This is a genomic window from Mesorhizobium muleiense (assembly GCF_900099905.1).
GTDB classification, from domain to species: Bacteria; Pseudomonadota; Alphaproteobacteria; order Rhizobiales; family Rhizobiaceae; genus Mesorhizobium; species Mesorhizobium muleiense.
The window spans coordinates 118,737-140,383 of the sequence record NZ_FNEE01000009.1 but is presented as its reverse complement, the minus strand read 5'-3'; the positions used below and the strand labels follow the sequence as shown (position 1 = coordinate 140,383).

23 protein-coding genes, 2 tRNA genes and 1 pseudogene are annotated in these 21,647 nt (G+C 61.7%); 15 read left to right on the top strand and 11 right to left on the bottom strand.

Annotation, left to right across the window (positions count from 1 at the left end; translation table 11 throughout):
* Positions 1 to 232 precede the first annotated feature (232 nt).
* On the top strand, positions 233 to 1,168 hold the full coding sequence (locus BLT09_RS17685) for a transglutaminase family protein (protein WP_091595136.1): 936 nt from the start codon (positions 233 to 235) through the stop codon (positions 1,166 to 1,168).
* Positions 1,169 to 1,170: 2 nt separating this feature from the next.
* Here the strand turns inward: BLT09_RS17685 and BLT09_RS17680 are convergent, their stop codons facing one another.
* The 9 genes from BLT09_RS17680 to BLT09_RS17645 all read right to left on the bottom strand — a co-directional run bounded on the left by BLT09_RS17680 (position 1,171) and on the right by BLT09_RS17645 (position 9,577).
* A complete protein-coding gene (locus tag BLT09_RS17680; RefSeq protein WP_091595134.1) occupies positions 1,171 to 1,470 on the bottom strand; it encodes a DUF1236 domain-containing protein in 300 nt (99 codons plus the stop codon).
* 442 nt (positions 1,471 to 1,912) lie between these two features.
* The gene (locus tag BLT09_RS17675) at positions 1,913 to 2,152 is read right to left on the bottom strand and encodes a hypothetical protein (protein WP_091595132.1); all 240 of its coding nucleotides are present in this window, start codon (positions 2,150 to 2,152) and stop codon (positions 1,913 to 1,915) included.
* A 7-nt stretch (positions 2,153 to 2,159) separates the two neighbouring features.
* Complete coding sequence (locus tag BLT09_RS17670) at positions 2,160 to 2,405, bottom strand: hypothetical protein (protein WP_091595323.1); 246 nt, start codon at positions 2,403 to 2,405, stop codon at positions 2,160 to 2,162.
* 216 nt (positions 2,406 to 2,621) lie between these two features.
* The gene (locus BLT09_RS17665; protein WP_236473002.1) at positions 2,622 to 3,422 is read right to left on the bottom strand and encodes a Crp/Fnr family transcriptional regulator; all 801 of its coding nucleotides are present in this window, start codon (positions 3,420 to 3,422) and stop codon (positions 2,622 to 2,624) included.
* Positions 3,423 to 3,618: 196 nt separating this feature from the next.
* Positions 3,619 to 3,981 carry an HNH endonuclease gene (locus BLT09_RS35830; RefSeq protein ID WP_139172623.1) on the bottom strand — a complete coding sequence of 121 codons (363 nt, stop codon included), beginning with the start codon at positions 3,979 to 3,981 and terminating at the stop codon, positions 3,619 to 3,621.
* A gap of 143 nt (positions 3,982 to 4,124) precedes the next feature.
* Positions 4,125 to 4,886, bottom strand: a complete 762-nt coding sequence (locus BLT09_RS17660) for a glutamine amidotransferase (RefSeq protein WP_091595128.1) — start codon at positions 4,884 to 4,886, stop codon at positions 4,125 to 4,127.
* A gap of 89 nt (positions 4,887 to 4,975) precedes the next feature.
* Positions 4,976 to 5,977 (bottom strand): rhamnose ABC transporter substrate-binding protein, encoded by a 1,002-nt coding sequence (locus BLT09_RS17655; RefSeq protein ID WP_091595126.1) that lies wholly within the window; start codon positions 5,975 to 5,977, stop codon positions 4,976 to 4,978.
* Between the two features lie 46 nt (positions 5,978 to 6,023).
* The gene (locus tag BLT09_RS17650) at positions 6,024 to 7,013 is read right to left on the bottom strand and encodes an ABC transporter permease (protein ID WP_091595124.1); all 990 of its coding nucleotides are present in this window, start codon (positions 7,011 to 7,013) and stop codon (positions 6,024 to 6,026) included.
* A complete protein-coding gene (locus BLT09_RS17645; RefSeq protein WP_091595122.1) occupies positions 7,010 to 9,577 on the bottom strand; it encodes an ATP-binding cassette domain-containing protein in 2,568 nt (855 codons plus the stop codon). Before BLT09_RS17645 ends, BLT09_RS17650 begins: the two co-directional genes overlap by 4 nt.
* A gap of 178 nt (positions 9,578 to 9,755) precedes the next feature.
* Between BLT09_RS17645 and BLT09_RS17640 the strand changes: the two genes are divergently transcribed.
* Complete coding sequence (locus BLT09_RS17640; RefSeq protein ID WP_236473001.1) at positions 9,756 to 11,060, top strand: ROK family transcriptional regulator; 1,305 nt, start codon at positions 9,756 to 9,758, stop codon at positions 11,058 to 11,060.
* A gap of 2 nt (positions 11,061 to 11,062) precedes the next feature.
* Here BLT09_RS17640 and BLT09_RS17635 read toward each other — a convergent pair.
* Positions 11,063 to 11,137: transfer RNA gene (locus BLT09_RS17635), tRNA-Thr, on the bottom strand.
* Between the two features lie 268 nt (positions 11,138 to 11,405).
* Between BLT09_RS17635 and BLT09_RS17630 the strand changes: the two genes are divergently transcribed.
* From BLT09_RS17630 to BLT09_RS17565, 13 genes are all read left to right on the top strand, one after another.
* A complete protein-coding gene (locus BLT09_RS17630; protein WP_091595120.1) occupies positions 11,406 to 11,648 on the top strand; it encodes a hypothetical protein in 243 nt (80 codons plus the stop codon).
* A 119-nt stretch (positions 11,649 to 11,767) separates the two neighbouring features.
* Positions 11,768 to 13,060 carry a UDP-N-acetylglucosamine 1-carboxyvinyltransferase gene (murA, locus tag BLT09_RS17625; protein ID WP_091595118.1) on the top strand — a complete coding sequence of 431 codons (1,293 nt, stop codon included), beginning with the start codon at positions 11,768 to 11,770 and terminating at the stop codon, positions 13,058 to 13,060.
* 373 nt (positions 13,061 to 13,433) lie between these two features.
* Positions 13,434 to 13,868: a DUF2948 family protein gene (locus tag BLT09_RS17615; RefSeq protein ID WP_023803275.1), complete on the top strand. Its 435-nt coding sequence runs from the start codon at positions 13,434 to 13,436 to the stop codon at positions 13,866 to 13,868.
* A 9-nt stretch (positions 13,869 to 13,877) separates the two neighbouring features.
* Positions 13,878 to 15,170, top strand: coding sequence for a histidinol dehydrogenase (hisD, locus tag BLT09_RS17610; protein WP_091595116.1), 1,293 nt, complete (start codon positions 13,878 to 13,880; stop codon positions 15,168 to 15,170).
* A 5-nt stretch (positions 15,171 to 15,175) separates the two neighbouring features.
* Positions 15,176 to 15,661, top strand: coding sequence for a UPF0262 family protein (locus BLT09_RS17605; protein ID WP_091595114.1), 486 nt, complete (start codon positions 15,176 to 15,178; stop codon positions 15,659 to 15,661).
* Position 15,662: 1 nt separating this feature from the next.
* The gene (locus BLT09_RS17600) at positions 15,663 to 16,127 is read left to right on the top strand and encodes an arsenate-mycothiol transferase ArsC (protein WP_268931306.1); all 465 of its coding nucleotides are present in this window, start codon (positions 15,663 to 15,665) and stop codon (positions 16,125 to 16,127) included.
* Positions 16,128 to 16,331: 204 nt separating this feature from the next.
* A complete protein-coding gene (infA, locus tag BLT09_RS17595) occupies positions 16,332 to 16,550 on the top strand; it encodes a translation initiation factor IF-1 (RefSeq protein ID WP_006200926.1) in 219 nt (72 codons plus the stop codon).
* A gap of 27 nt (positions 16,551 to 16,577) precedes the next feature.
* A complete protein-coding gene (locus tag BLT09_RS17590) occupies positions 16,578 to 17,204 on the top strand; it encodes a Maf-like protein (protein WP_023803279.1) in 627 nt (208 codons plus the stop codon).
* Positions 17,201 to 17,404 (top strand): DNA gyrase inhibitor YacG, encoded by a 204-nt coding sequence (gene yacG / locus BLT09_RS17585; RefSeq protein WP_023803280.1) that lies wholly within the window; start codon positions 17,201 to 17,203, stop codon positions 17,402 to 17,404. Before BLT09_RS17590 ends, yacG begins: the two co-directional genes overlap by 4 nt.
* A gap of 197 nt (positions 17,405 to 17,601) precedes the next feature.
* Positions 17,602 to 17,677, top strand: a tRNA-Phe gene (locus BLT09_RS17580).
* Between the two features lie 214 nt (positions 17,678 to 17,891).
* Positions 17,892 to 19,082 (top strand): tyrosine-type recombinase/integrase, encoded by a 1,191-nt coding sequence (locus BLT09_RS17575; protein WP_091595317.1) that lies wholly within the window; start codon positions 17,892 to 17,894, stop codon positions 19,080 to 19,082.
* Positions 19,083 to 19,362: 280 nt separating this feature from the next.
* A complete protein-coding gene (locus BLT09_RS17570; protein WP_091595110.1) occupies positions 19,363 to 19,995 on the top strand; it encodes a hypothetical protein in 633 nt (210 codons plus the stop codon).
* Positions 19,996 to 20,330: 335 nt separating this feature from the next.
* Positions 20,331 to 20,546 (top strand): hypothetical protein, encoded by a 216-nt coding sequence (locus BLT09_RS17565; protein ID WP_091595108.1) that lies wholly within the window; start codon positions 20,331 to 20,333, stop codon positions 20,544 to 20,546.
* A gap of 58 nt (positions 20,547 to 20,604) precedes the next feature.
* Here the strand turns inward: BLT09_RS17565 and BLT09_RS17560 are convergent.
* Positions 20,605 to 20,988 (bottom strand): annotated as a pseudogene (locus tag BLT09_RS17560) (aminopeptidase); the annotation flags it as partial.
* Positions 20,989 to 21,647: the final 659 nt, after the last annotated feature.

Below are 21,647 nucleotides of genomic sequence, written 5' to 3'. Positions count from 1 at the left end.
TTAGAGATTGCAAAAGGCCTGCGGCGCAAGTCCGCTGCTTTTTTCGCGGCCATGCTGCCAACGGAACCAAGAGCAGCGGGCCAGCATGGATGATCACTTCGGCGCTAGCCGTGTCGATCTGTTCATCAATCCGCCTGATACGGCCGTCTTGAGGGGCAGCCCCATTTTGTCCGCTGCACATCAAAAAAGATTATATGATGGCGCTGATATCGCAGGTGGTCGACGCAAGCCAATGCCGATCTTTTCAGTCAAGCACACGACCGTCTATCGCTATACGCAGCCGGTGACGTTCGGCGAGCACCGGCTGATGTTCAGGCCGCGCGACAGTTTCGATCAGCGACTTCTGGATCACGGCCTGTTTGTCGACCCCGAGCCGAAAGGGATTGGCTGGATCCACGACGTTTTCGGAAACTGCGTTGCGGTAATCGATTTCAACGGCTCGGGCGACGAACTGCGTTTCGTGACAGACATCCGGCTCGATCACACGCCGCAGCATGCGCCTGATTTCCGTATCGATGACGCAGCACTCAGCTATCCATTTTCCTATGATTCCGACGAGGCAACCGACCTCAGCCAAACCATCGAGCGCCATCACCTCGATGATGGCGACGAGATCGGTAAATGGGCACGACAGTTCGTGAGCGCCAAAGGGCGCACCGAGACCGGCAAATTGCTGATGACGCTTTGCTACGCCATCCACGAGAGCTTTGTTTATTCGCGTCGAACTGAATCAGGGACGCAACCGCCTCTGATGACCTTGCACCTGCGTCGAGGCACATGCCGGGATTTTGCGCTGTTCATGATGGAAGCGGTTCGTTCGCTCGGTTTTGCCGCCCGTTTTGTGACCGGCTATGTCTATGTGCCGAACCGCGACAGCGGTTCTGTCGTCGGCGGCGGGTCGACGCATGCCTGGTGCCAGGTCTATTTGCCTGGCGCGGGTTGGGTCGAGTTCGATCCCACCAACGGCATTGTCGGCAACCGGGATCTGATCCGGGTGGCTGTGGCCAGGCATCCTGGGCAAGCCATCCCACTTTCGGGAAGCTACTGCGGCAGCGCGTCGAGCTTTCTCGGCATGACGGTGGAGGTCAAGGTGGTGAGGGAAGCCGGCGACGACCAGCCGCTAGCCCGCCGCGCCTTTCGGCAAGACGGGCTTCAGCCTGAGCGGTAACGTCAGTCGTAGACCTTCACGATCTTGCGGGTACCTGGATCGACCAGGACGGTTCGGCCATCGACGACGACGTAGCGGTACTCAACGTCCGGCACCTCGTAGAGCTCGACTGTTTCGGGCAAGGCTGTGCCGATGTTGAGCTCGACGCCGGGAAGGCTAAGTGATGCCACCGGTTTCTTTTTCACGTATTCCCGGATCACAACGTCCTGCTCGGGTTGAATAATGACGTCCTGAGCGGCAGCGGCGCTGACACCGACGAGCAGAAGCATGCCTGCCGCAGCCAATGTAAGTTGCTTTCCCATAATAGCCTCCAAGCAACCTCCAGCTGCGGTGCTTGATTGCTGCCGCGGCGGGTTGCCTAGTCATCTCAACGATGCGGAGCAATTCTTGTTCCACCGGCGGTGCGCGAACCGGCTGCCACGGCCTATCGACGCCGATGTATGGCGGCGCCCGGGAACGCCCGCTCAAGGCCTGGTTTCTTCTTGAGGCGGCGCGTTTGGGACTGGACAATCAGACTGTGGCCATTTTTCACACGCAGAGGGCCTGTCGCCGGCGTCGCCATAACGTTCCACGAGTTTTGCGAAGCCGTAGGCGAAGGCGGAAAGCAGCGCCAGGATAACCACTATGCGAGCGGCCATACGGGATTATAGCAGGCTCCCGCTCAGGATTGATCCCAGCATCAGCTGTGCGAGGCGACTGCGCGAAACCGTAACGCCACGATGCTGCTACCCAGAGGCGTCTAGCTTAGCTAGTTTCCGTCCAGGGGGCCGCATCGAAATCGATCGCAAATCCCGCGTCGATGGCGCTTCGCGCAATGAGATCGCCAATTTGCCAATCCGTGAGTTCGCAAAGTGGAAACATCTTCCTTACGGCGATGGTCACTTCGACTATCGAGACGCTCGGATTGTCGACATGATCGATCAGGTAGCGGACAATCGCCTGCCGAACATCCAATGAATTTGGCTTCTGCAGCGGCGCGGACATTTCCGGCCTACGAATGGAGCCGTGGTTCTGGGCCATCAGCTGTTTTGGCGTCGAAAGCGACGGGCACGCCGTGCACCACGCATGCTGCCGCCAGCATCTCCTCCAACTCGCAGTTTGTGGCCTTGCAAGCCGGCATGAGTGTTCGAATGGCGCGGATCGCCTGCGCGATCGAGAGATACCGAGCCTTGCCTCTGGAAAGGACATAGGCCTCTGTCGCGCCTTCAACTGTGGCCGTGTGAAAAGTGTGGCTCATCAACAGTTCCTCCCTGCCAACAATACGACTTTCGTCTAACATGCGGCGGCCTTCAAGCTTATGTCTGATATCGGACAATCAGGAGGAGCGCGTCGCGTTTGACCGGCCTCATGCGACGCGCTTTGTTTTTATGCATGTCGCTATCGCAAAACCGCTGCACACCCTCGGGTCAGGCCTTGGGACAGGCCCGAGGCGCATGCTTGTGCGCGCCATGCGTTAGCCGAAGTGACGTTGCTCCTCGTCGCCATAGGCGCCATGTGTGAGTTTTATCATTCCAGCACGGTCGACGATCGTGATCTCGCCGCGCCTTGCGTGAACCAGCCCGCGATATTCCAGCATTTGCAGGGCGGTGGTAACGCCGGGGCGCCGAGAGCCGAGCATGGTCGCCAGAAATTCATGCGTCAGGTGGATCTTGTTTCCCTCGGTCCGGTCGTGGACCATCAGCAACCAGCGGGCCAGCCGTTCCTCGATCTTGGAATGGCCATTGACCAGTGCCGTCCGCGACGACTGGACGAGGAAGGCGTGGGCATAGGCAAGCAGCGACGCGCCAAGCGACTGGCTCTTTGCCACCTCAGACCGAAGATTCTCAACCGGCAGGCACCAGCCATTGCCTGCGACCTGGATGTAGGTTTCATTGGGAGAGCTGTCCTGGCCGAGAATGATGGCAACGCCTGTCATGCCATCATAGCCAATGATCCCGACTTCACTCTGCCGCCCTCCAGTCATGGTGGCGACCACCGAAGCGATACCCGCTTCTGGAAAATACACATGCTCGATCGGCTGATACGGAACCTCCAGCTGGGCTTTGAGGTCCAGTTGGACATGATGCATCGACGGCAGCAGCAGCGCGAAATCCTCTGGCGAGAGGGCTTTCAACAGATGATTGCGAGACTGGGACACGGCTCTCTCCCGGACGGGCAAGAGCACGTACCCTCTTACTGTCGGCTGCATCCGCAGCAATGGCGGCCGATATCGAAACATAGGCTGCAAACGCGCGATTGGCAAAACCTGCGCCACCGGCGGCCGAACTTCAAACTGAGACAAGGTGGCGGCAGCAGTCGATCTGGCGCACTTTTGCGCATACTTGCGCGCTGGCTTCGTCAGCGAACATACTGTGCGTGCCACAACCGGGCGCAACCCTGCGCAGCTGTGGATCGAGGTGCCTGGACGAACGTCCGATGGACCCTGCCCATGCGGACATTCCTTACTCAGCTCAAGAGTTGAGCTTCTCCAGATTGCATGGCCAACACAGGATGCGCGCGTTCTCATCGGCGTTCGTGCCGCCGCGCTGGGGCGAAACGTGATGATCGAAGTGCCATGGTGTGTTTGGATGTTGCGCGTGGGGTTTGACTTGCGACCAGAGCGTTAGACACTTCGGACACCGCTCTGGGTTCTCGGCAATGAGGCGGGTTCTTACTGCCTGGGAGAACGCGCCGCCGCTCGCCTTCTTCCTCTCAGCATAAGCTTGGCTGCGTTGGCGCTGGCATACCAAGCAGCGATCGTATGTATTCCACGGGGTGACAGCGTCACACTTGCTACAGAACTTATGAGCGCGCTCGGCTGGCGGAATACGCATCTTGGTTCGGGTTCCTTGCTTGTTTCATTGAAGGCAGGTCCCCACGGGGGGGCTCGCAAGTTCGACTTATTTGATCGCTCGCTCGTAAATTTGTTCCAAATATTCCGGGTTGCCGCTACTGTCTAACCCGGCATCCGACTTTCTTATTCGTTGCCGGCGAGCCAACGGACCATGTTCGCCATCAGTTTTCCGTAGAGCGGCCATCCGAGAAAATCCTGCGAGAGCCAATGCGGGCCGATATCGGTCGCCCAAGCAATCGCGCGGCCACGGCCATGGCTGCGAACGGCAAGGAGCGGCCAGTCGGTGCCGCGATATTGGCAGGTCGCCAGAAGGCGCGACGAGCCGTCCTGCCTGAATTCCAGCTTGTTCATGCCGAGGATGGGCGGCAACGGCCCCTCCACCCCGGAAAAAATCGGATGGGACGATTGCAGGATCGAGGCGTGGAGGCCTTGCGGCACCTCCATGCCATCGCAAAACGGCAGGCAGCGGACCGGCAGCACGTCTTCGACTGAGGTGTCATGGAACCGCGCCGTCCCGAACATGCCCTGAAAGCCCATGTAACCGCCGGCCAGCATCAGCCCTCCGCCGCCTTCGACATAGGCCTTGAGCAGATCGAGGCGGTTGACGCCGACACGCCCGGCGCGGGCATCCGGCGTGACCAGCAATGTCAGCGCGCCGACATCGGAGATCACCACTGCCTGATATTGGGCGAGCGCATCAAGCTCATAGGGAAACTCCGCGGCGCAGCGCTCGCCGCCGATCTGCGTGACGACGATGCCTTCGGCGGCCAACGCGGCGTTAAAAGCGGTCGCACCATTTGTCGAGGTCGCACTTGTAAGCACATCACTGCCGATGGCGACCGACGTCGTCGCCGCAAAAGTTTCGCCTGCAAGCAATATCTTCATTGCCGCGCCCCGCACTGTTTTCGTTCGAGAGGGTTTACAAAGGGCGCCGGATCGACCCGGCGCCCCCCTTGGGCTTGAACTTTTCAGGGTCAGAACTTGAACTCGGCCAGATTGTCGGGCGTCACTATCTTGGCCGGACCGAGGATCAGTTCGCCGCCGGCGCCAATCGTGTATTCGCCGAGCCTGCCTGCTGTGAACTTCTCACCCTCCTTGCCGGTGATCTTGCACTGCGCAAGCGCCTGGGCTGTCTGATAGGTAAGATAGCCAAGATCGGTGACGTTCCACCAGATATCCTGAGCCGCGCCGTCCTTGATGTATTTCGAGATCAGAGTGGCCGGCGCGAGGCCGGTCAACTTGACCTTGCCGATCATGCCCGCCTCCTCGAGTGCACGCGCGGCCGCCGGAAGGCCAATGCCTGCTGGGACGATGATCACCTTGAGATCCGGAAAGGCCTGGACCAGCGCCAGCGCCTGCTGCTGGTTGATTTGTTCGCTTTCTTCGCCATAGGCGACCTGCACCAGCTTCATCTTGGAGAACTTCGGCTCTGCAGCCATCTTCGCCTTCATGAAGTCGATCCAGGCGTTTTGATTGGTCGCCGTCGGCGTCGACGACAGGATCGCGAATTCGCCTTCACCGCCGCTGAGGGCGAATGCACTTTCCAGCATCATTTCGGCGAGGCTGTCGCCCTTCACCTGATTGACAAAGACCGCGCGGGCATCGGCGGCCACATCGGAGTCATACGAAATTACCCTGACGCCCTGCTGAACGGCGCGCTTCAGCGCAGGCGCGACGGCATTGGCGTCGTTGCCGGCAATTGCGATCACCCCGACCTTCTGCGACACGAGGCTGTTGATGAATTCGATCTGCGCCTCGGCAGTCGCCTGCGATGGGGCGACCTGGGTAGCGGTGCCGCCAATTTCCTTCGCTGCCTCTTGTGCGCCGCCAAATGCCACTTTGAAGTAGGGGTCTGTGTCGAGCTTGGGCAGGAAACCGACCGTTACGGGTTCCTTGGCGCACTCCTGGCTGAAGGCCAGCGAGGTTGGCGCCAGCAGAACCGCGGATGCGAACAGGGCTAATCTAAACGCTTTCATTGTGACTCCTCCGTCAAAATTCGGGCTTGAAGGAAGGGGCCCGAGATCACCCCTTTGTCTCGCGCATTGCGCGGGATCTGCTGAGCCGCTCCTGTGTGGAGCGCCAGTAATTGCCGACGAGCAGAGAGCCGATAAGCAGCATGCCGATGATCATGCCCTGCGCGTCGCCGCCGATCTGGCTGAGCGCCAGCACGTTACGGATGATGGCGATAAGGACCAGCGCCAGCATGACGCCGGTCAGGCGACCCTTGCCGCCAAAGACGCTGACGCCGCCGAGCAGAACAATGGTGATGACATCGAGTTCCATGCCGAGCGCATTGTTGGCGCGCGCGTTGGAGAGGCGCGCGGTATAGACGATGCCGGCGATGGCGGCGACGATCCCCGAGACGACGAACAGTTTCAGCACCATCCGGCCCGTGTTGATACCGGAATAGCGCGCCACTTCGGGGCTGCCGCCCAGCGCATAGATGCGCTTGCCGGTCGGCGTCTTCTGCAGCACGACCGCAAACACCGGCGCCAGCACCAGGAAGGGCACGATGGTCCAGGGTATCTGGGTCCCTGGCAGGTTGTTGATGCCGAAATCGACGACCGCCGGCGGCAAAATGTTGACCGAGCCGGTGCCAAGCAGGATGTAGCCGATACCTCGATAGAGCGCCATGGTGCCGAGCGTCACCACCAGCGACTGCAATCCAAGGCCCGACACCAGATAGCCGTTGAAAGCGCCGAGCAAGCCGCCAGCGATGAGCGTCAGCGGGATTGCGGCAAGCGTCGGCACGCCCGTCTGGACCAGCAGGCCAAAGATGACGGACGTCAGCGCCAGCACCGAGGCGATCGACAGGTCGATTTCGCGGGTGATAATGAGCAGCGTCATCGGCAGGATCAGCAATGCCTTTTCCGAGGCGCTCGCGGCCAGTTGCGAGAGATTGAAGGCCGAGCCGAAATTCGGCACAAAAATCGCCGCGTAGAGGAAGATGGCCAGGCAAGAGGTCGCCAGCAGCAGATCCCAGAAGTCGATCGAACGGAGGAACTTTTTCATCTCGCCCTCGCCTGCCTGGCCTGATCCGCGCGACGCACGATGAAGGTGTCGATACCGATGGCGACCAGGATCACCATGCCGTAGACGCCCTGTAGCCATAGCGGGTCGACGCGCACCAGCGTCAGACCGTTCTTGATGACCAGCAGCGTGAGCGCTCCGAGGATGATGCCGAGCAGCGTGCCCGAACCACCGCGGATGGCGACGCCGCCGACCACCGCCGATGCGATCACCGTGAGTTCGAAACCGAGCGCGACGCGGGCGTCGATGGTCGCATAGCGCGATGCCCACAGCGCGCCGCACAGTCCGCCGAGCAGGCCGGCCATGCCAAAGGCCAGCAGAATGCGTCGGTCGACCGGGATGCCGATAAGACGCGCGCCGTCCGGATTGGAGCCAGCAGCGAACAGTTCGCGTCCGATCGCCGTGCGATAGAGCAGCACGTAGCCCAGGCACAGGATGACGATCGCGATGGCGACGATCAGCGGCACGCCGGCGATCTTGTGGCCGGTCATGTCGAGCCAGGCTTGCGTTACTTCGTCGGCGCTGATCTGGTCGCCGGCTGCCCAGATCGAGTTGAAGCCACGAAAGATCGACATCGAGGCCAGTGTCACGACGATGGCCGGGATCCCTCCCCTGGTGACGACGAGGCCGTTGATCAGGCCGGCGACACCACCGACCGCGCATGCGGTTACGAGGCCGATGCCGATGTCGAGCCCCGGATAGGCCTGAACCATGCTGGCCGCCATGTAGGCCGAAAGGCCAATCACCGCGGCGATCGAAAGGTCGATGTTGCGGGTGATCAGCACCAGCATCTGAGCGAGTGCTGCCACCACCAGCAGAGCGGCATCCATCGACACGGCGGTCAGGTTCGCCGCACTCACCATGCGCGGGTTGATAATGGTGACCGGGATGGCGACCGCCAGCATCGCGGCGAGCAGGCCGAACTCCCGCCGCTTCAGCATGTCGAGCGGTCCTTTTTTCCTCGCCGCGCCGGCGGCGCTTTCCGCCAGTGCTGCCGGGTCGGCGTTTTCGCCGGCCTTCGTCGCAGCCTCCAGCACCTTTTCCTGGGTGGCCTCGCCCCTGGCAAATTCGGCCGTCCGATGGCCTTCGCGCAGGACGATGATGCGGTCGCACATGCCGATGAGCTCGGGCATTTCGGAGGAGATCAGGATGATAGCCATGCCCTGCGCGGCGAGATCGGCGATCATCGCATGCACTTCCGCCTTGGTGCCGACATCGATGCCTTGCGTCGGCTCATCGAGGATGAGGACGCGCGGCTCGGTGCGCAGCCATTTTGCCAGCACCACCTTCTGCTGGTTGCCGCCGGACAGGTCCTTCACCGGCTGCCCGTATCCGGAAAAGCGAAGCTTCATGCGCTTCAGCCAAGCCGAAACCAGATCGATCGCGCGGTCGGTGCCGTAAAGGCCGGAGCGAGCGGCCTTGTCGAGGACGGGCAGCACCGCGTTGTCGAGGATAGAAAAATCCATCACCAGGCTCTGGCCCATGCGGTCTTCCGAGACATAGGCGATGCGCGCATCCATGGCGTCGCGAGCCGATGCGAAGCGCACAGCTTCACCGTCAATCCGGATTTCGCCGGCATCAGGCTGGTCGATGCCGAACAGCACGCGCGCGATCTCCGTCCGCCTACTGCCGACCAGGCCGCCGAGCCCAAGCACCTCTCCGGCGTGGAGCTTGAGGTCGATGTTGGAAAAACCGCTGGCGCGCGAAAGCCCCCTCGCCTCCAGCACTAGCGCGCCGGTGGCGTGGTTTCGTTCCGGATAGAGGTCGGTCACTTCGCGGCCGACCATCATGGTGATGGCGGCCGCACGGCCAAGTTCGGTCTTCGGCTTGACGCCGATCAGGCGCCCGTCGCGCAGCACCGCGATGCGGTCGGCGATGCGGAATATCTCGTCCATGCGGTGGCCGACGAACATCATCGCGACACCATGCAGCCTGAGATCGGCGACGACGGTGAACAGCCGCTCGACCTCGCGCTGCGACAGCGCGGCCGTCGGCTCGTCCATGATCAGCACCCGCGCGTTGAGCGACAGGGCGCGGGCGATCTCGACCAGTTGCTGTTCGGAGGTGCGCAACGTTCCGAGCCGTGTTTCGGACGGCACGTCGAGGCCGACCGTCGCCAGCACCTTGCGGGCGCCGGCAAGCATGGCGGCGTTGTCGATGCCGCCGAAGCGGTCGCGCGGCATATGACCGAGATAGATATTTTCGGCGACCGAAAGATCGGGGAACAGGCCAGGATGCTGGTGCATGACCGCAATGCCGGCTGCCTGGGCATCATGCGGCGTGTGGAAGACCACAGGCTTGCCATCCACCTCGACATGGCCGCCTGTAGGGGCATGCACGCCGGCCAGCAATTTCACGCAGGTGCTCTTGCCGGCACCGTTTTCGCCAAGCAGAGCCAGCACCTCGCCAGCGCGCAACTCGAAGGACGCGTCCCTGAGGGCAATCGTGCCGCCGAAGGCCTTCGTCGCCTGGACCAGGGCAACGGGGACAGCCGCATCGGTCTTCACCACGGCATTGGCCTCGCCTAATGCGCCCAACTGCAGCATCCTCCCTCCCCAGCTGGTTGTTTTTTTCAATTTGCTATATTAAATGCCCTAAAGCCGCAACTGGAAAATTGACTTCCATGGCACTGACGGGCACTGTCGCGAGCGCACTGGGGCGGCTGGAGTGCCTCGATCGCAGCAGCTTCAGAGCTGTGATGATCGGCTAGGTGGCTCTGCGAAAATGAATGGGGAGGCGCCGGTTTTGTCCGGAAAAGGCAGCAATTCCGTCAAGGTTCGGCATTACAACGAGCGGTTCGTGCTTGATGCCATCCGCCGTCTGAAGGAGGCATCCAAGTCCGATCTGGCGCGCGCCGCGAATCTGACGCCGGCCGCAGTAGCAACCATTGTCGACGGACTGGAGTCGTCTGGATTCATAAAGCAAGTGGGGAAAAGGTTCGGGCAACGCGGATCGCCGTCCACTCTCTACCGACTTACGCCAGAGCGCATCTACAGCGTCGGTATCAAGATCGGTCGGCGCGCGCTGGAAGCCGTCCTCGTCGACTTCGCCGGCGAAGTTCGCTCGCGTGGGTCGCACGAATATCGCTTTCCGGACCCCGACCTGGTGCTCAAGGCCGGCAATATGTCGCTGGCCAATTTCGAAAAACTGGTCGACGGGCTTGGCGACGCCAGCATCGTCGGTATCGGCATCGCTTCGCCGTATTTCCTCGGCGGCTGGAGCGAAGAACTCGGCTTTCCCAATGACCTTGGTAGCCGCTGGGAAGCAATCGATCTGACGACATTCTTCGCTACAAAGCCAAGGATCCCGGTTTTCGTCGAAAACGACGCGTCGGCGGCGGCGCTCGCCGAATTAATCCAAGGATCCGGCGCACGGTTCCGCGACTTCATGCATATTTCGATCGACACCTTTGTCGGCGGCGGGCTGGTGCAAGGCGGCAAGGTCCACACCGGGCCGCATGGCAACAGCGCCGCGCTCGGTCCTTTGCCGGTCTCGCCTTCAAGCCTCGATTCGGTGGCGGCCAAGCCGGCGCGTTACCAGAGCCTGCTGCATCGTGCCTCGATTTACGTGCTGGTCAATCACCTCAAATCGCGCGGCGTCGAGATCAATCGTGTGCGCGAACTGGATCCGCTGCCGCGGGGGGCGCGCGAGCCGCTGTTCGAATGGATCGACGACTGTGCCAATGCGCTGGTCGAGGCAATCATCGCCATCACCTCCGTCATCGACATCGAGGCGATCGTTCTCGACAGCATCCTGCCGCGGCCTATTCATCTCGAACTTCTGACAAGAGTTCAGTCCCAGTTCAACCGGACTAGCGCCATCGGCATCGTGGCGCCGGAAATCGTCTCGGGGCAATTCGGCCCCGAGGCCTCGCCGATCGGCGCAGCGATGTTGCCGTTCTCGGCACTGCTGGCCCCCGACAGCGGCGTGCTGATGATCGGTAAGGACAGAACGATATTGTTGGGCAGCCTTTCGAAGCTTGCCAGGCAAAGCCAACCAGCAAGGAGCTCAGCGATTTCAACGGGATGAGATGGTGCTGCGAGAGAGGATTGAACTCTCGACCTCTCCCTTACCAAGGGAGTGCTCTACCACTGAGCTACCGCAGCCGCTGATGGCGGGGCTTCTGCCATATCGAACCGGCAAGCGCAAGGCCAAGCGCAAGCCATTCGCAAGCCATCTGTGAAAGCCCGCTCCAACGGCTTTTGCGGACATGGCAGCGCCACAATGTTGGCTTTCCCTGAATAGTGCGCTGGCGCATCGGCCCGAAAATCGGAATCGATTTTCGGAAAGCACGTTGCCTGGATTCAAAAGTGCTAGATCGTAGTTTCTGCGTCAAGCGGACGCATCGCTCTAATCGTCAGCCGGGACGGAGCCATGAACGACAAGGCAATTCCATCTGACAAGGAGGGTCCACCTGACAAGGGCGGGCCATCGAAAAAGGACAGCCCACCGAAGAAGGACAGCCCACCGAAGAAGGCTGACCGCCAGACCAGGCTCGCCGAGCAATTGCGCGCCAATCTGCAGAAGCGCAAGGCGCAGTCGCGCTCGCGACGCACTGGCGAAACCGACAAGCGGCCGGACGGGCTCGGCGGCTTACGCGAGACGCAAAAGGATTGATATCAACAGGCTGGCCAGGGGGAATCCTGTTTCTTGAACCAAGCCGGCCAATGGTTTAGACGGGCCACAACAGACTCAACCGATTAAACTGGCCTTTCGGCCGAGGGGACGCTCTTTAAATGGATCGCATCAGAATTGTCGGCGGCAACAAGCTTGCCGGAAGCATCCCGATCTCGGGCGCGAAGAACGCCGCGCTGCCGCTGATGATCGCTTCGCTGCTCACCGACGACACGCTGACCCTGGAAAACGTGCCGCATCTGGCCGATGTCGAGCAGTTGATCCGCATCCTCGGCAATCATGGCGTCGACTACTCGGTCAACGGACGCCGCGAAAAGCAGCAGGAGGGCTATTCGCGCACCGTCACTTTCTCCGCCCGCAACATCGTTGACACAACGGCCCCCTACGAACTGGTGTCGAAGATGCGCGCCTCCTTCTGGGTGATCGGCCCGCTGCTTGCCCGCATGGGCGAGGCCAAGGTGTCGCTGCCCGGCGGCTGCGCCATCGGCACGCGGCCGGTCGATCTTTTCCTGGAAGGCCTCCAGGCGCTGGGCGCCGATATCGACGTTGACACCGGCTATGTCATCGCCAAGACCAGGAACGGCCGTCTTGTCGGCAATCGCTACGTCTTCCCGAAAGTGTCGGTCGGCGCCACCCATGTGCTAATGATGGCGGCGTCCCTGGCCAAGGGCGAGACGGTGCTCGAAAACGCCGCCCGCGAGCCCGAGATCGTCAACCTCGCCGAATGCCTCAACGCCATGGGCGCCAGGATTTCCGGCGCCGGCACCGCGACCATCACCATCGACGGCGTCGAGGTGCTGTCGGGCGCGCGCGTCCGGGTGATACCCGACCGCATCGAGACCGGCACCTATGCGATGGCCGTCGCCATGACCGGCGGCGATGTCGTGCTCGAAGGCGCGCGGGCGGACCTGCTGCAGACCGCGCTCGACGTGATTTCCCAAACCGGCGCCGAGATCACGCAGACCAATTCCGGCATCCGCGTCAGGCGCAATGGCGCCGGCATTGCGCCGGTCGACGTGACGACAGCGCCGTTCCCGGCGTTCCCGACCGACCTGCAGGCGCAGTTCATGGGCCTGATGACGATGGCCAAGGGCAAGTCGCGCATCACCGAGACGATCTTCGAAAACCGCTTCATGCACGTCCAGGAACTTGCCCGGCTCGGCGCCCACATAACATTGTCCGGCCAGACGGCGATCGTCGACGGCGTGCCGAAGCTGAAGGGCGCCCCGGTGATGGCGACCGATCTTCGCGCTTCGGTGTCGCTGGTCATCGCCGGCCTGGCAGCCGAAGGCGAGACCACGGTCAACCGGGTCTATCATCTCGACCGCGGTTTTGAGCGGCTCGAAGAAAAGCTGTCCGGCTGCGGCGCGGAGATCGAGCGGATTTCGGGGTAGAGGTAACGGCCTGAGGTCGGCGCTGCGCCTTGCATGTTCGGCATCTTCTCTCCGTCTGGACCAGGGCTATTGCAGGTGGAAAGCCGAGGCTTTCGCTCTACGATGTACCCCCACCCCTAACCCTCCCCACAAGGGGGAGGGAGACTTCCGTTGGCGCTGGCCTCGGCAGATTGCCTGCCTTTCGGCGCCAAAGGGGAAGTCAAAGGCGCGCGGCAGCGTTCCCTCCCCCTTGTGGGGAAGGTTAGGGTGGGGGTCCACCTTCGCAAGAATCCAAATGCGATTGCCCTGGTCGGAATCCGTGGCGCGGTTGCACGGATCGCCAAGACCGCCTAACAGAAAGTCGACTGTAAACCTTCGCAGGTGCGAACTCCGCATGAACCTTCTCAAGCTTGTCGCGCTCGACGATCAGGATCTGAGCATCGTCTCGGCCCATGTCCAGGACGCCGTGCTCAAGGTCGGCGACCTCGAATACATGCCGGCGGTCAAGCGCTTCGTGATGACGATGAACCGCTTCGTCTGGGAGGCGAAATCGGGGCTGTTCCGCCAGCACAATGAGCGGCGGCAAAGCGTGCTGCATTTCGACCGGGTGCTGGGCGCCAAGACCAGCGGCATTGCCCGCGACAAGCCGGACGAGGTGCTGTCGCTGCTGGCGATCAGCTTCGTCGCGCTCGACAAGCCGGCCGGCATTGTCGAGCTGATCTTTTCAGGCGGCGGCGCGATCATGCTCGATGTCGAGTGCATCGAGGCGCGGCTGGCTGACACTGGCGGCGCCTGGGAAGCGACGTCGCGCCCCTTCCACAGAGCCTGAGCACACAAGATGGCCATCACGCTTCGTCTGTCCGATGCCGATTTCGAGCCGCGGTTTGCCGCGTTCCTTTTGACCAAGCGCGAGGTCTCGGAGGACGTCGACGCGGTGGTGCGCGCGATCATCGCGCGGGTCCGCGCCGAGGGCGACGCGGCGCTCATCGACTACACGCAGAAATTCGAACAGGCCGACCTGAAAGGCCTCGGCATTGCCGTGTCGAAAGACGACATCGCCAAGGCCTACGATGCAGCCGACCCGCAGACGATCGAGGCGCTCAAATTCGCCCGTGACCGCATCCGTTCGCATCACGAGCGGCAGCGGCCGAACGACGACCGTTACACCGACCCTGCCGGCGTCGAGCTCGGCTCGCGCTGGACCGCGATCGAGGCGGTCGGGCTCTATGTGCCGGGCGGTACGGCGAGCTATCCAAGCTCGGTGCTGATGAGCGCCGTGCCGGCCAAGGTCGCCGGCGTCGAGCGCGTCGTCATGGCGGTGCCGGCGCCCGGCGGCATCATCAATCCGCTGGTGCTGGTGGCGGCGGACCTGACCGGCATATCGGAGATCTACCGCGTCGGCGGCGCGCAGGCGATCGCAGCGCTGGCCTATGGCACCGAAACGATAAAGCCGATCGCCAAGATCGTCGGCCCCGGCAATGCCTATGTCGCGGCGGCCAAGCGCCAGGTGTTCGGCACGGTCGGCATCGACATGATCGCCGGGCCATCGGAAGTGCTTGTCGTGGCCGACGGCAATAACGATCCGGACTGGATCGCCGCCGACCTGCTTGCCCAAGCCGAGCATGACGTGTCGGCGCAGTCGATCCTGATCACCGACGATCCTGACTTCGGCGCGGCGGTCGAGCGGGCGGTCGAACGCCAGTTGCAAAGCCTGTCGCGCGCCGGGACGGCGGCGGCGAGCTGGCGCGATTTCGGCGCCGTCATCCACGTCCCCCGAATCGAGGCGGCGCTGCCGCTGGTCGACCGCATCGCGGCCGAACATGTCGAGCTTGCCATCGACGAGCCGGAAGCCTTCCTGGCGCGGATGCGCAATGCCGGCGCCGTCTTTCTCGGCCGCCACACGCCGGAAGCCATCGGCGACTATGTCGGCGGCTCCAACCACGTGCTGCCGACGGCGCGCTCGGCGCGCTTCTCGTCCGGGCTTTCGGTGCTCGATTTCGTCAAGCGCACCTCGATCCTGAAGCTCGGGCCGGAGCAATTGCGGGCGCTGGCGCCGGCGGCCATCGCGCTGGCCACAGCGGAAGGCCTCGACGCGCATGGACGCTCCGTCGCCATCCGGCTGAATATGTAGCTGACATGGCGGACTACGATCGAACCCGTGCCAGGCTGATCGATGTCGAACTCGACGAATCGATCGGCCGTTCGACGCCCGACGTCGAGCATGAGCGGGCGGTGGCGATCTTCGACCTGATCGAGGAAAACAGCTTCCAGCCGGTCAGTGACGACGGCGCCGGGCCCTACCGGCTAAAACTGTCGCTGGCCGAATCCCGCCTGGTCTTCGCGGTGACGCGCGAGGATGGCGCGGCGGTCGTAACCCACATCCTGTCGCTGACGCCGCTCAGGCGCATCGTCAAGGACTATTACATGATCTGCGAAAGCTATTACGATGCCATCCGCACCTCGACGCCCAGCCAGATCGAGGCGATCGACATGGGCCGGCGCGGCCTGCACAATGAGGGCTCGCAGACACTGATGGACCGGCTGGCCGGCAAGATCGACATCGATTTCGACACGGCGCGCCGGCTGTTCACGCTGGTCTGCGTACTGCACTGGCGAGGCTGAACTGTCAGTCCCTCTGCCCCGCTCGATCCTGCCCCGCTCGATCCTGTTCGTCTGCGCCATGAACGCCGTGCGCTCGCCGATGGCCGAACTGCTGGCGCGTCAGGTACTTCCGACCACCACCTTTGTTGCGTCGGCCGGGGTGCGCGGCGGCGAACGCGACCCGTTCGTCGACGCCGTGCTGGCCGAGGACGGGCTTTCGCTCGGCGACCGGCACCCGAGGACACTGGACGATCTCGAGGACGACTATTTCGACCTGATCATCACGCTGTCGCCGGAAGCCCATCACACCGCGCTCGAGCTTACCCGCTCGCTTGCCGTCGACGTCGAATATTGGCCGATGCCGGACCCGACTGGCGTCGGCGGCACGCGCGAGCAGATCATGGCCGCCTATCGCGAGGTGCGCGAACGGCTGAAGGCGCGGATCGGCCGCCGTTTTCTGGCGCCGGAAGCAGAGAAACCGGGCTGATTTAAGCATGTTCACAAGCGCACGATTATCATATAGGTTCCGCCCAAATTCCGGCTAGAGTCGGATGATTTCAGGTCTGTTCGACCTGAAATCTGAATCCGCCTCTAAATCCAAGAAGTAGAGCATGATGTCGTCCGAAAACCGCTTCACACTTTTCGGCATCATGCTCTAGGCGCTGGGAATCCATCCAAGCAAAGGTATCGAATGCCGAAGGAAGAAGTCCTCGAGTTTCCGGGTGTCGTCACGGAATTATTGCCCAATGCGATGTTCAGGGTGAAGCTTGAAAACGAACACGAAATCATCGCCCACACCGCCGGCCGCATGCGCAAGAACCGCATCCGCGTGCTGACCGGCGACAAGGTCCTTGTCGAGATGACACCCTACGACCTGACCAAGGGCCGCATCACCTACCGTTTCAAGTAAGATCGTCAGAGCTCGGCCGGGATCGCGATGAGCATTTTGCAGAAGCTCGTGCTTGCCTCGGGTTCGCCGCGCCGAATCGAGCTGCTGCAGCAGGCCGGCATCGAGCCGGACCGCGTGCTGCCGGCCGGCGTCGACGAAACGCCGTTGCGCGCCGAGCATCCACGCTCGCTGGCCAAGCGCCTGTCGAAGGAAAAGGCCGAAAAGGCGCTGGCCTCGCTGCAGACGGAAGAGGATTATGCACCGAGCTTCGTGCTGGCCGCCGACACGGTGGTCGCCGTCGGCCGGCGCATCCTGCCCAAGGCCGAAACGTTCGACGACGTCGTCAATTGCCTCGGACTGCTATCCGGCCGTTCGCACCGGGTCTATTCCGGCATCTGCCTGGTTACGCCGAGCGGCAAGCTGCGCCAGCGACTGGTCGAGACCAGGGTGCGTTTCAAGCGGCTGCCGCGCGCCGAGATCGACGCCTATGTGGCCTCGGGAGAATGGCGCGGCAAGGCCGGCGGCTACGCCGTCCAGGGTCTGGCCGGCGCCTTCGTCGTCAAGCTTGTCGGCTCCTACACCAACGTCGTCGGCCTGCCGCTCTATGAGACGGTGGCGCTGCTGGCCGGCGAGGGCTTCAAGGTGCATGCCAACTGGCAGTCAGTTCGGCCATGAACTCGGGTGCGGACGACAAGGTCACGCCGCTGCGCCCCAAGCGGCCCTGCCCCGAATGCGGCAAGCCGTCGGCGCGCGAGACCTACCCGTTCTGCTCCGTGCGCTGCAAGGACATCGACCTCAACCGCTGGCTCAAGGGCGCCTATGTCATTCCGGGCCGCGACGACGAGGACGAAACGGACAACGACCCTCCCAAATGAAGCTGTTCGGCACGGCTTGGTGACTTCGACCGCGTCCCATGAATCGAGCTGTCCAGCGATTGCTCGTTTGCCGCTTGAAATCAACGCTTAGGCGCTGGACAGGCCGGATTCCCGTGCTATAACCCACGCGCTTTCAAGGGGCGCCTGCGGCGCTTTCAAGAAATCCGGCGTGCAGAACTGCCCGCGTGCCGGAACAGGCCCAGATAGCTCAGTTGGTAGAGCAGCGGACTGAAAATCCGCGTGTCGGTGGTTCGAATCCGCCTCTGGGCACCATCCCCTCCTCTCCCGACACTCCCTTTCGCCGAATCTTCTACGCTTCTGTTTGCACAAACAACTGAAATCGTTCATCTTTTTGGGAAGGATGGCGCGATTGAGCGCGTTTCATGGAATTTCGGCGTATTTGGTCTAACGAGGCGGAGGGCTGGTATTTCCGTTGGTACTGGACATCCTGATGGTATCGAAACAGCCAAAGGGAGGTGTCCCACAAATGGCCCTTTCCGACGTGAAATGCCGAAATGCCCGTCCTGCTTCCAAGCTATTGAAATTGTCTGATGGTGGCGGGCTCCAGCTCTGGGTGCAGCCCACCGGATCCCGCCTATGGCGCCTCGCCTATCGATTTGACGGCAAGCAGAAGCTTCTGGCGTTGGGCAGCTATCCCCTTATTTCGCTCGCCGAAGCACGCAAGGCGCGCGATGACGCCAAACGTCTCCTCCTCACTGGCATCGATCCCGCGCAGGAACGCAAGTTGCGAAAGGTCGGTTCGGCAAAGGACAGCTTTCGATCAATCGCCGAGGAATATGTGGACAAGCTGAAGAAAGAGGGACGTGCCGACCGGACTATCACCAAGGTCAAATGGCTACTCGACTTCGCCTATCTCACCTGTGGGCACAAGTGCATTCGGGACATTGATGCGGCCACTATCCTTGCTGCCCTTCGTAGCGTGGAGGTGCGCGGTCGATACGAGTCGGCCAGGCGGCTGCGCTCGACCATTGGCAGCGTCTTTCGATACGCCATCGCCACTGCACGCGCCGACACTGACCCCACGTCCGCGCTGAGGGGCGCTCTCATCAGGCCAACGGTCACGCCGCGTGCCGCCATTACCGATCCGAAGGCATTCGGCGGCTTGCTGCGTGCGATCGAGACATTCGACGGACAGCCCGCAACCCGAGCGGCTCTGAGGTTGATGGCGCTGCTGTTTCCCCGCCCCGGTGAGCTTCGCGCTGCCGAATGGGGGGAGTTCGACTTCGAAAGTTCGGTATGGACTATCCCGGAAGCGCGAATGAAAATGCGACGACCGCACCGCGTTCCTCTTTCAACGCAGGCTTTGGATATCCTGGCCGAGCTTAAAAAAATCTCCGGCGCTGGGACGCTGCTGTTTCCAAGCGTGCGATCGCCTTCTCGTCCGATTTCCGACAATACACTCAACGCCGCCCTGCGTCGCATGGGTTACAGCAAGAATGAAGCAACGGCCCATGGCTTCCGAGCAACGGCATCAACTCTGTTGAACGAATGCGGCAAGTGGCATCCAGACGCCGTAGAGCGACAGCTGGCTCATATTGAAAATAACGACGTTCGGCGCGCCTATGCCCGGGCGGAGCACTGGGAAGAGCGCGTCAAGATGATGCAGTGGTGGGCAGATTATCTGGAAAAAATTGAGAACGCCGGAACGCGCGGGTAAACTCAATCAGATGCGGGCAGCCAGCTGTCCGGCACGTATCGCGAACGTCCGGTTTACGCTGCATAGCGGCCGTTGAGGCCTGCGTTGCCGCTCTCCCGAAGCGGACATCCCTGGGGAACCTGGCGGCCTGAAGGCGGAATGGGTGATCCGACGAAGGCCGAGAGCGCTGCGATCTAGCGAGGGCTGGAACAAGGCATGGTTCAAGGCCAGTGCCGGAGCGCCGCGCTAGCTGATTCCACACTTGTTGAAGCCGACATGATGGGAGACCTATCTAAGGCCCATGTCCACACGCCAGAAAATGGATGCAGCTGCGAATTTGATCGAAGGGTGGACGCTCCCGTCTGCGGCCACGCTTGGGTCATCGGTCCGAGCCAGAGGGATCGTTCGCGAAGTGCGAGCCCACCTGCCTTTGGCGGCGAAAAAGCTGCTCGGTATCGAGGTCGGGGCCTTGCGCATGCCGGAAGGCGCCTATGGCGATTTCCGGACTGCGTCGGCGATTGTGTCCAAAACGCTGGAAGGCATCGAAGGCCTGCCCGTAATTCCCCGTGAAGTCGAAGACATCCTGACGATCTCTTCGGCAGAGCGGCACCGGTGGCTCAAGGACGGCCGCTTGCAAAGCACAGGCACACGTACGGTGAAACTTCGTGGTCGCGCAAGGAAGGTAACTTTTCACGTGTTTGACCCACGTCACATCGAGGACGTGCTCGATCGCGACTTGGTTACGGTCTGGCGCGAGGACGACGCGATAGCTGCTGCAGAGAATAGGCGGCGGGCCGCCGGAAAGGCCGCCCTGAAGCGTGCGCAAAAGAGCGGCCGCAGGGCCGCGTCTGCGCCTGACAGCACTCGGGACGAGGTGTCACGTCAGAAACTGAAGGGCTGGGACGAATTCGAGAGTGACGGACTTCTGCGCTGATTCAGCGAAAAAAGATTCTTTCGCTGCTCCTGCCCACTACGACCGCACTGGCCCGAATCCTGATCCGGGTCGCGCGCCTGACCTCCGGGAGTCAATGGGCGTAAACAGTCCGCGAGTCTGGTTCCGGCCCAGGTAGGCGACAGTAACGGGCCGCCATATCGGCCGTTCACCACGGGCGACACCATTTCCCGAAAGCAGCGAGCCGTTGGCGCGCGTCATCGGTATCCCTTTTAAGTCCCAGGGGATACTGTTGCCGCCCATCAGCCGTCTTATCGGTATGGCGAAGCCGCTGATCTGTGTTAAGCCGCCGCCCGAACAGCCGAAGGAGTACACCCGTGAGCGAGCCGACCGTGGCCGAGGCGACCGACAGCATCTATGCATCGCTCCGGGCGAACAATGCCGACATCGATGCAAATATCGCGGCGCTCAAAGCGGCGCTGACGCGAGAGGGGATAGAACAGGCGGTGCTCGATCCGACCAGGCTGGCGCAGAACAACCGTTCGAGCCGCAAGGTGATGCAGGCTTATTTTCGGCAGCGCGGCGTGACGTGAGGTGGGCCAATTCATGGAACACGAGCCCTGCAAGATACGTTTCATCTTGGCTGAGCATGGTGCTTAGCAGCGGGTCACTTGACCAGCCAAGCGTGCAAAATGCAGTGATGCCCGTCAGATAGACGTCCAGGCCCTGCCTCTGAAGTGCGACAGCGGTTTCAATCGCAGACCTTTTGGAGAAGTATCCTCGGTACGGAACGCATCCGAACACCGGAAAGCACCATGTTCGTGGCGTCAGCGAGAATTCCGGCGCTGCGAAGACGGCCCATGTCACGGCGTCCCGACCAACGTTGACATGGCTGCGGTAGCTATTGTTGTCTGGCAGCGCTAGTTCATCTATCGCAAACTGTCGGATGGCGCTCGCCGATTCCATTCGAGCGCGTAATGTCCCAGGGATCGAAGGATCGTCGATCAGCTCTTCGACATCCTGGCGCGCCGCCATGATCTCCACGTGACCCTTCAAGGATTGTGCGTAGTAGGAAATGCTGGTGCAACCTGCCAGGCTGGACATCACGATCGTCGCAGCAACCGAACGAAAAAATGCACGCATCACGGTTGCCCACGGCATTTGCTCACACGTCCGGATAGGGCAAACGTCGCAACTACGCCCGGTCCCAAACAGTGGCTCCAATTTGGTTGATGTCCTGGATGGGGGTTTAGGTTAGACGTTCGTCTTCGGCAAGATTGTCACAATGTGGTCATTCGCTGCCAAATTGCCGAATGTCCGCTATAAGCCGGACACGGCGACGTGGAACTATCCGCCTAGGAGGTCTTTTTCTCCTGAAGCTTCCGGTCGCATCCGGCCCAACGCTGTTGGTCCGCAATGCGCCCACGTCGGCCATAGACGCAAATTGTCTCCTCCCAGGAAGTAGTCGTTGCCGATGACCATGCTCCAGGTCGTAGTCGCGCTAATAGCTGCCATTGGGAATCGTTCCGCGAAGATAGTTCGGGGAAGCTGAACGACGACCGTGCAAGCGGCCTGCCGAGGCCGTCGAAATTGTCTTCGAAATCGTTCCTATTGTCGAAAAGTCCGCTCTCGCCCTCTAGGCGGCCTGCTCGCAGAGGAAAACTTCACAACTAATGCACAGTGTGTCACAATCT

Bases quoted from the DNA above. Each gene is read 5' to 3' on its own strand.
- BLT09_RS17685 (WP_091595136.1), top strand. From the start codon at position 233: ATGCCGATCTTTTCAGTCAAGCACACGACCGTCTATCGCTATACGCAG.
- BLT09_RS17680 (WP_091595134.1), bottom strand. From the start codon at position 1,470: ATGGGAAAGCAACTTACATTGGCTGCGGCAGGCATGCTTCTGCTCGTC.
- BLT09_RS17675 (WP_091595132.1), bottom strand. From the start codon at position 2,152: ATGTCCGCGCCGCTGCAGAAGCCAAATTCATTGGATGTTCGGCAGGCG.
- BLT09_RS17670 (WP_091595323.1), bottom strand. From the start codon at position 2,405: ATGAGCCACACTTTTCACACGGCCACAGTTGAAGGCGCGACAGAGGCC.
- BLT09_RS35830 (WP_139172623.1), bottom strand. From the start codon at position 3,981: ATGCGTATTCCGCCAGCCGAGCGCGCTCATAAGTTCTGTAGCAAGTGT.
- BLT09_RS17660 (WP_091595128.1), bottom strand. From the start codon at position 4,886: ATGAAGATATTGCTTGCAGGCGAAACTTTTGCGGCGACGACGTCGGTC.
- BLT09_RS17655 (WP_091595126.1), bottom strand. From the start codon at position 5,977: ATGAAAGCGTTTAGATTAGCCCTGTTCGCATCCGCGGTTCTGCTGGCG.
- BLT09_RS17650 (WP_091595124.1), bottom strand. From the start codon at position 7,013: ATGAAAAAGTTCCTCCGTTCGATCGACTTCTGGGATCTGCTGCTGGCG.
- BLT09_RS17645 (WP_091595122.1), bottom strand. From the start codon at position 9,577: ATGCTGCAGTTGGGCGCATTAGGCGAGGCCAATGCCGTGGTGAAGACC.
- BLT09_RS17640 (WP_236473001.1), top strand. From the start codon at position 9,756: ATGAATGGGGAGGCGCCGGTTTTGTCCGGAAAAGGCAGCAATTCCGTC.
- BLT09_RS17630 (WP_091595120.1), top strand. From the start codon at position 11,406: ATGAACGACAAGGCAATTCCATCTGACAAGGAGGGTCCACCTGACAAG.
- murA (WP_091595118.1), top strand. From the start codon at position 11,768: ATGGATCGCATCAGAATTGTCGGCGGCAACAAGCTTGCCGGAAGCATC.
- BLT09_RS17615 (WP_023803275.1), top strand. From the start codon at position 13,434: ATGAACCTTCTCAAGCTTGTCGCGCTCGACGATCAGGATCTGAGCATC.
- hisD (WP_091595116.1), top strand. From the start codon at position 13,878: ATGGCCATCACGCTTCGTCTGTCCGATGCCGATTTCGAGCCGCGGTTT.
- BLT09_RS17605 (WP_091595114.1), top strand. From the start codon at position 15,176: ATGGCGGACTACGATCGAACCCGTGCCAGGCTGATCGATGTCGAACTC.
- infA (WP_006200926.1), top strand. From the start codon at position 16,332: ATGCCGAAGGAAGAAGTCCTCGAGTTTCCGGGTGTCGTCACGGAATTA.
- BLT09_RS17590 (WP_023803279.1), top strand. From the start codon at position 16,578: ATGAGCATTTTGCAGAAGCTCGTGCTTGCCTCGGGTTCGCCGCGCCGA.
- yacG (WP_023803280.1), top strand. From the start codon at position 17,201: ATGAACTCGGGTGCGGACGACAAGGTCACGCCGCTGCGCCCCAAGCGG.
- BLT09_RS17575 (WP_091595317.1), top strand. From the start codon at position 17,892: ATGGCCCTTTCCGACGTGAAATGCCGAAATGCCCGTCCTGCTTCCAAG.
- BLT09_RS17570 (WP_091595110.1), top strand. From the start codon at position 19,363: ATGTCCACACGCCAGAAAATGGATGCAGCTGCGAATTTGATCGAAGGG.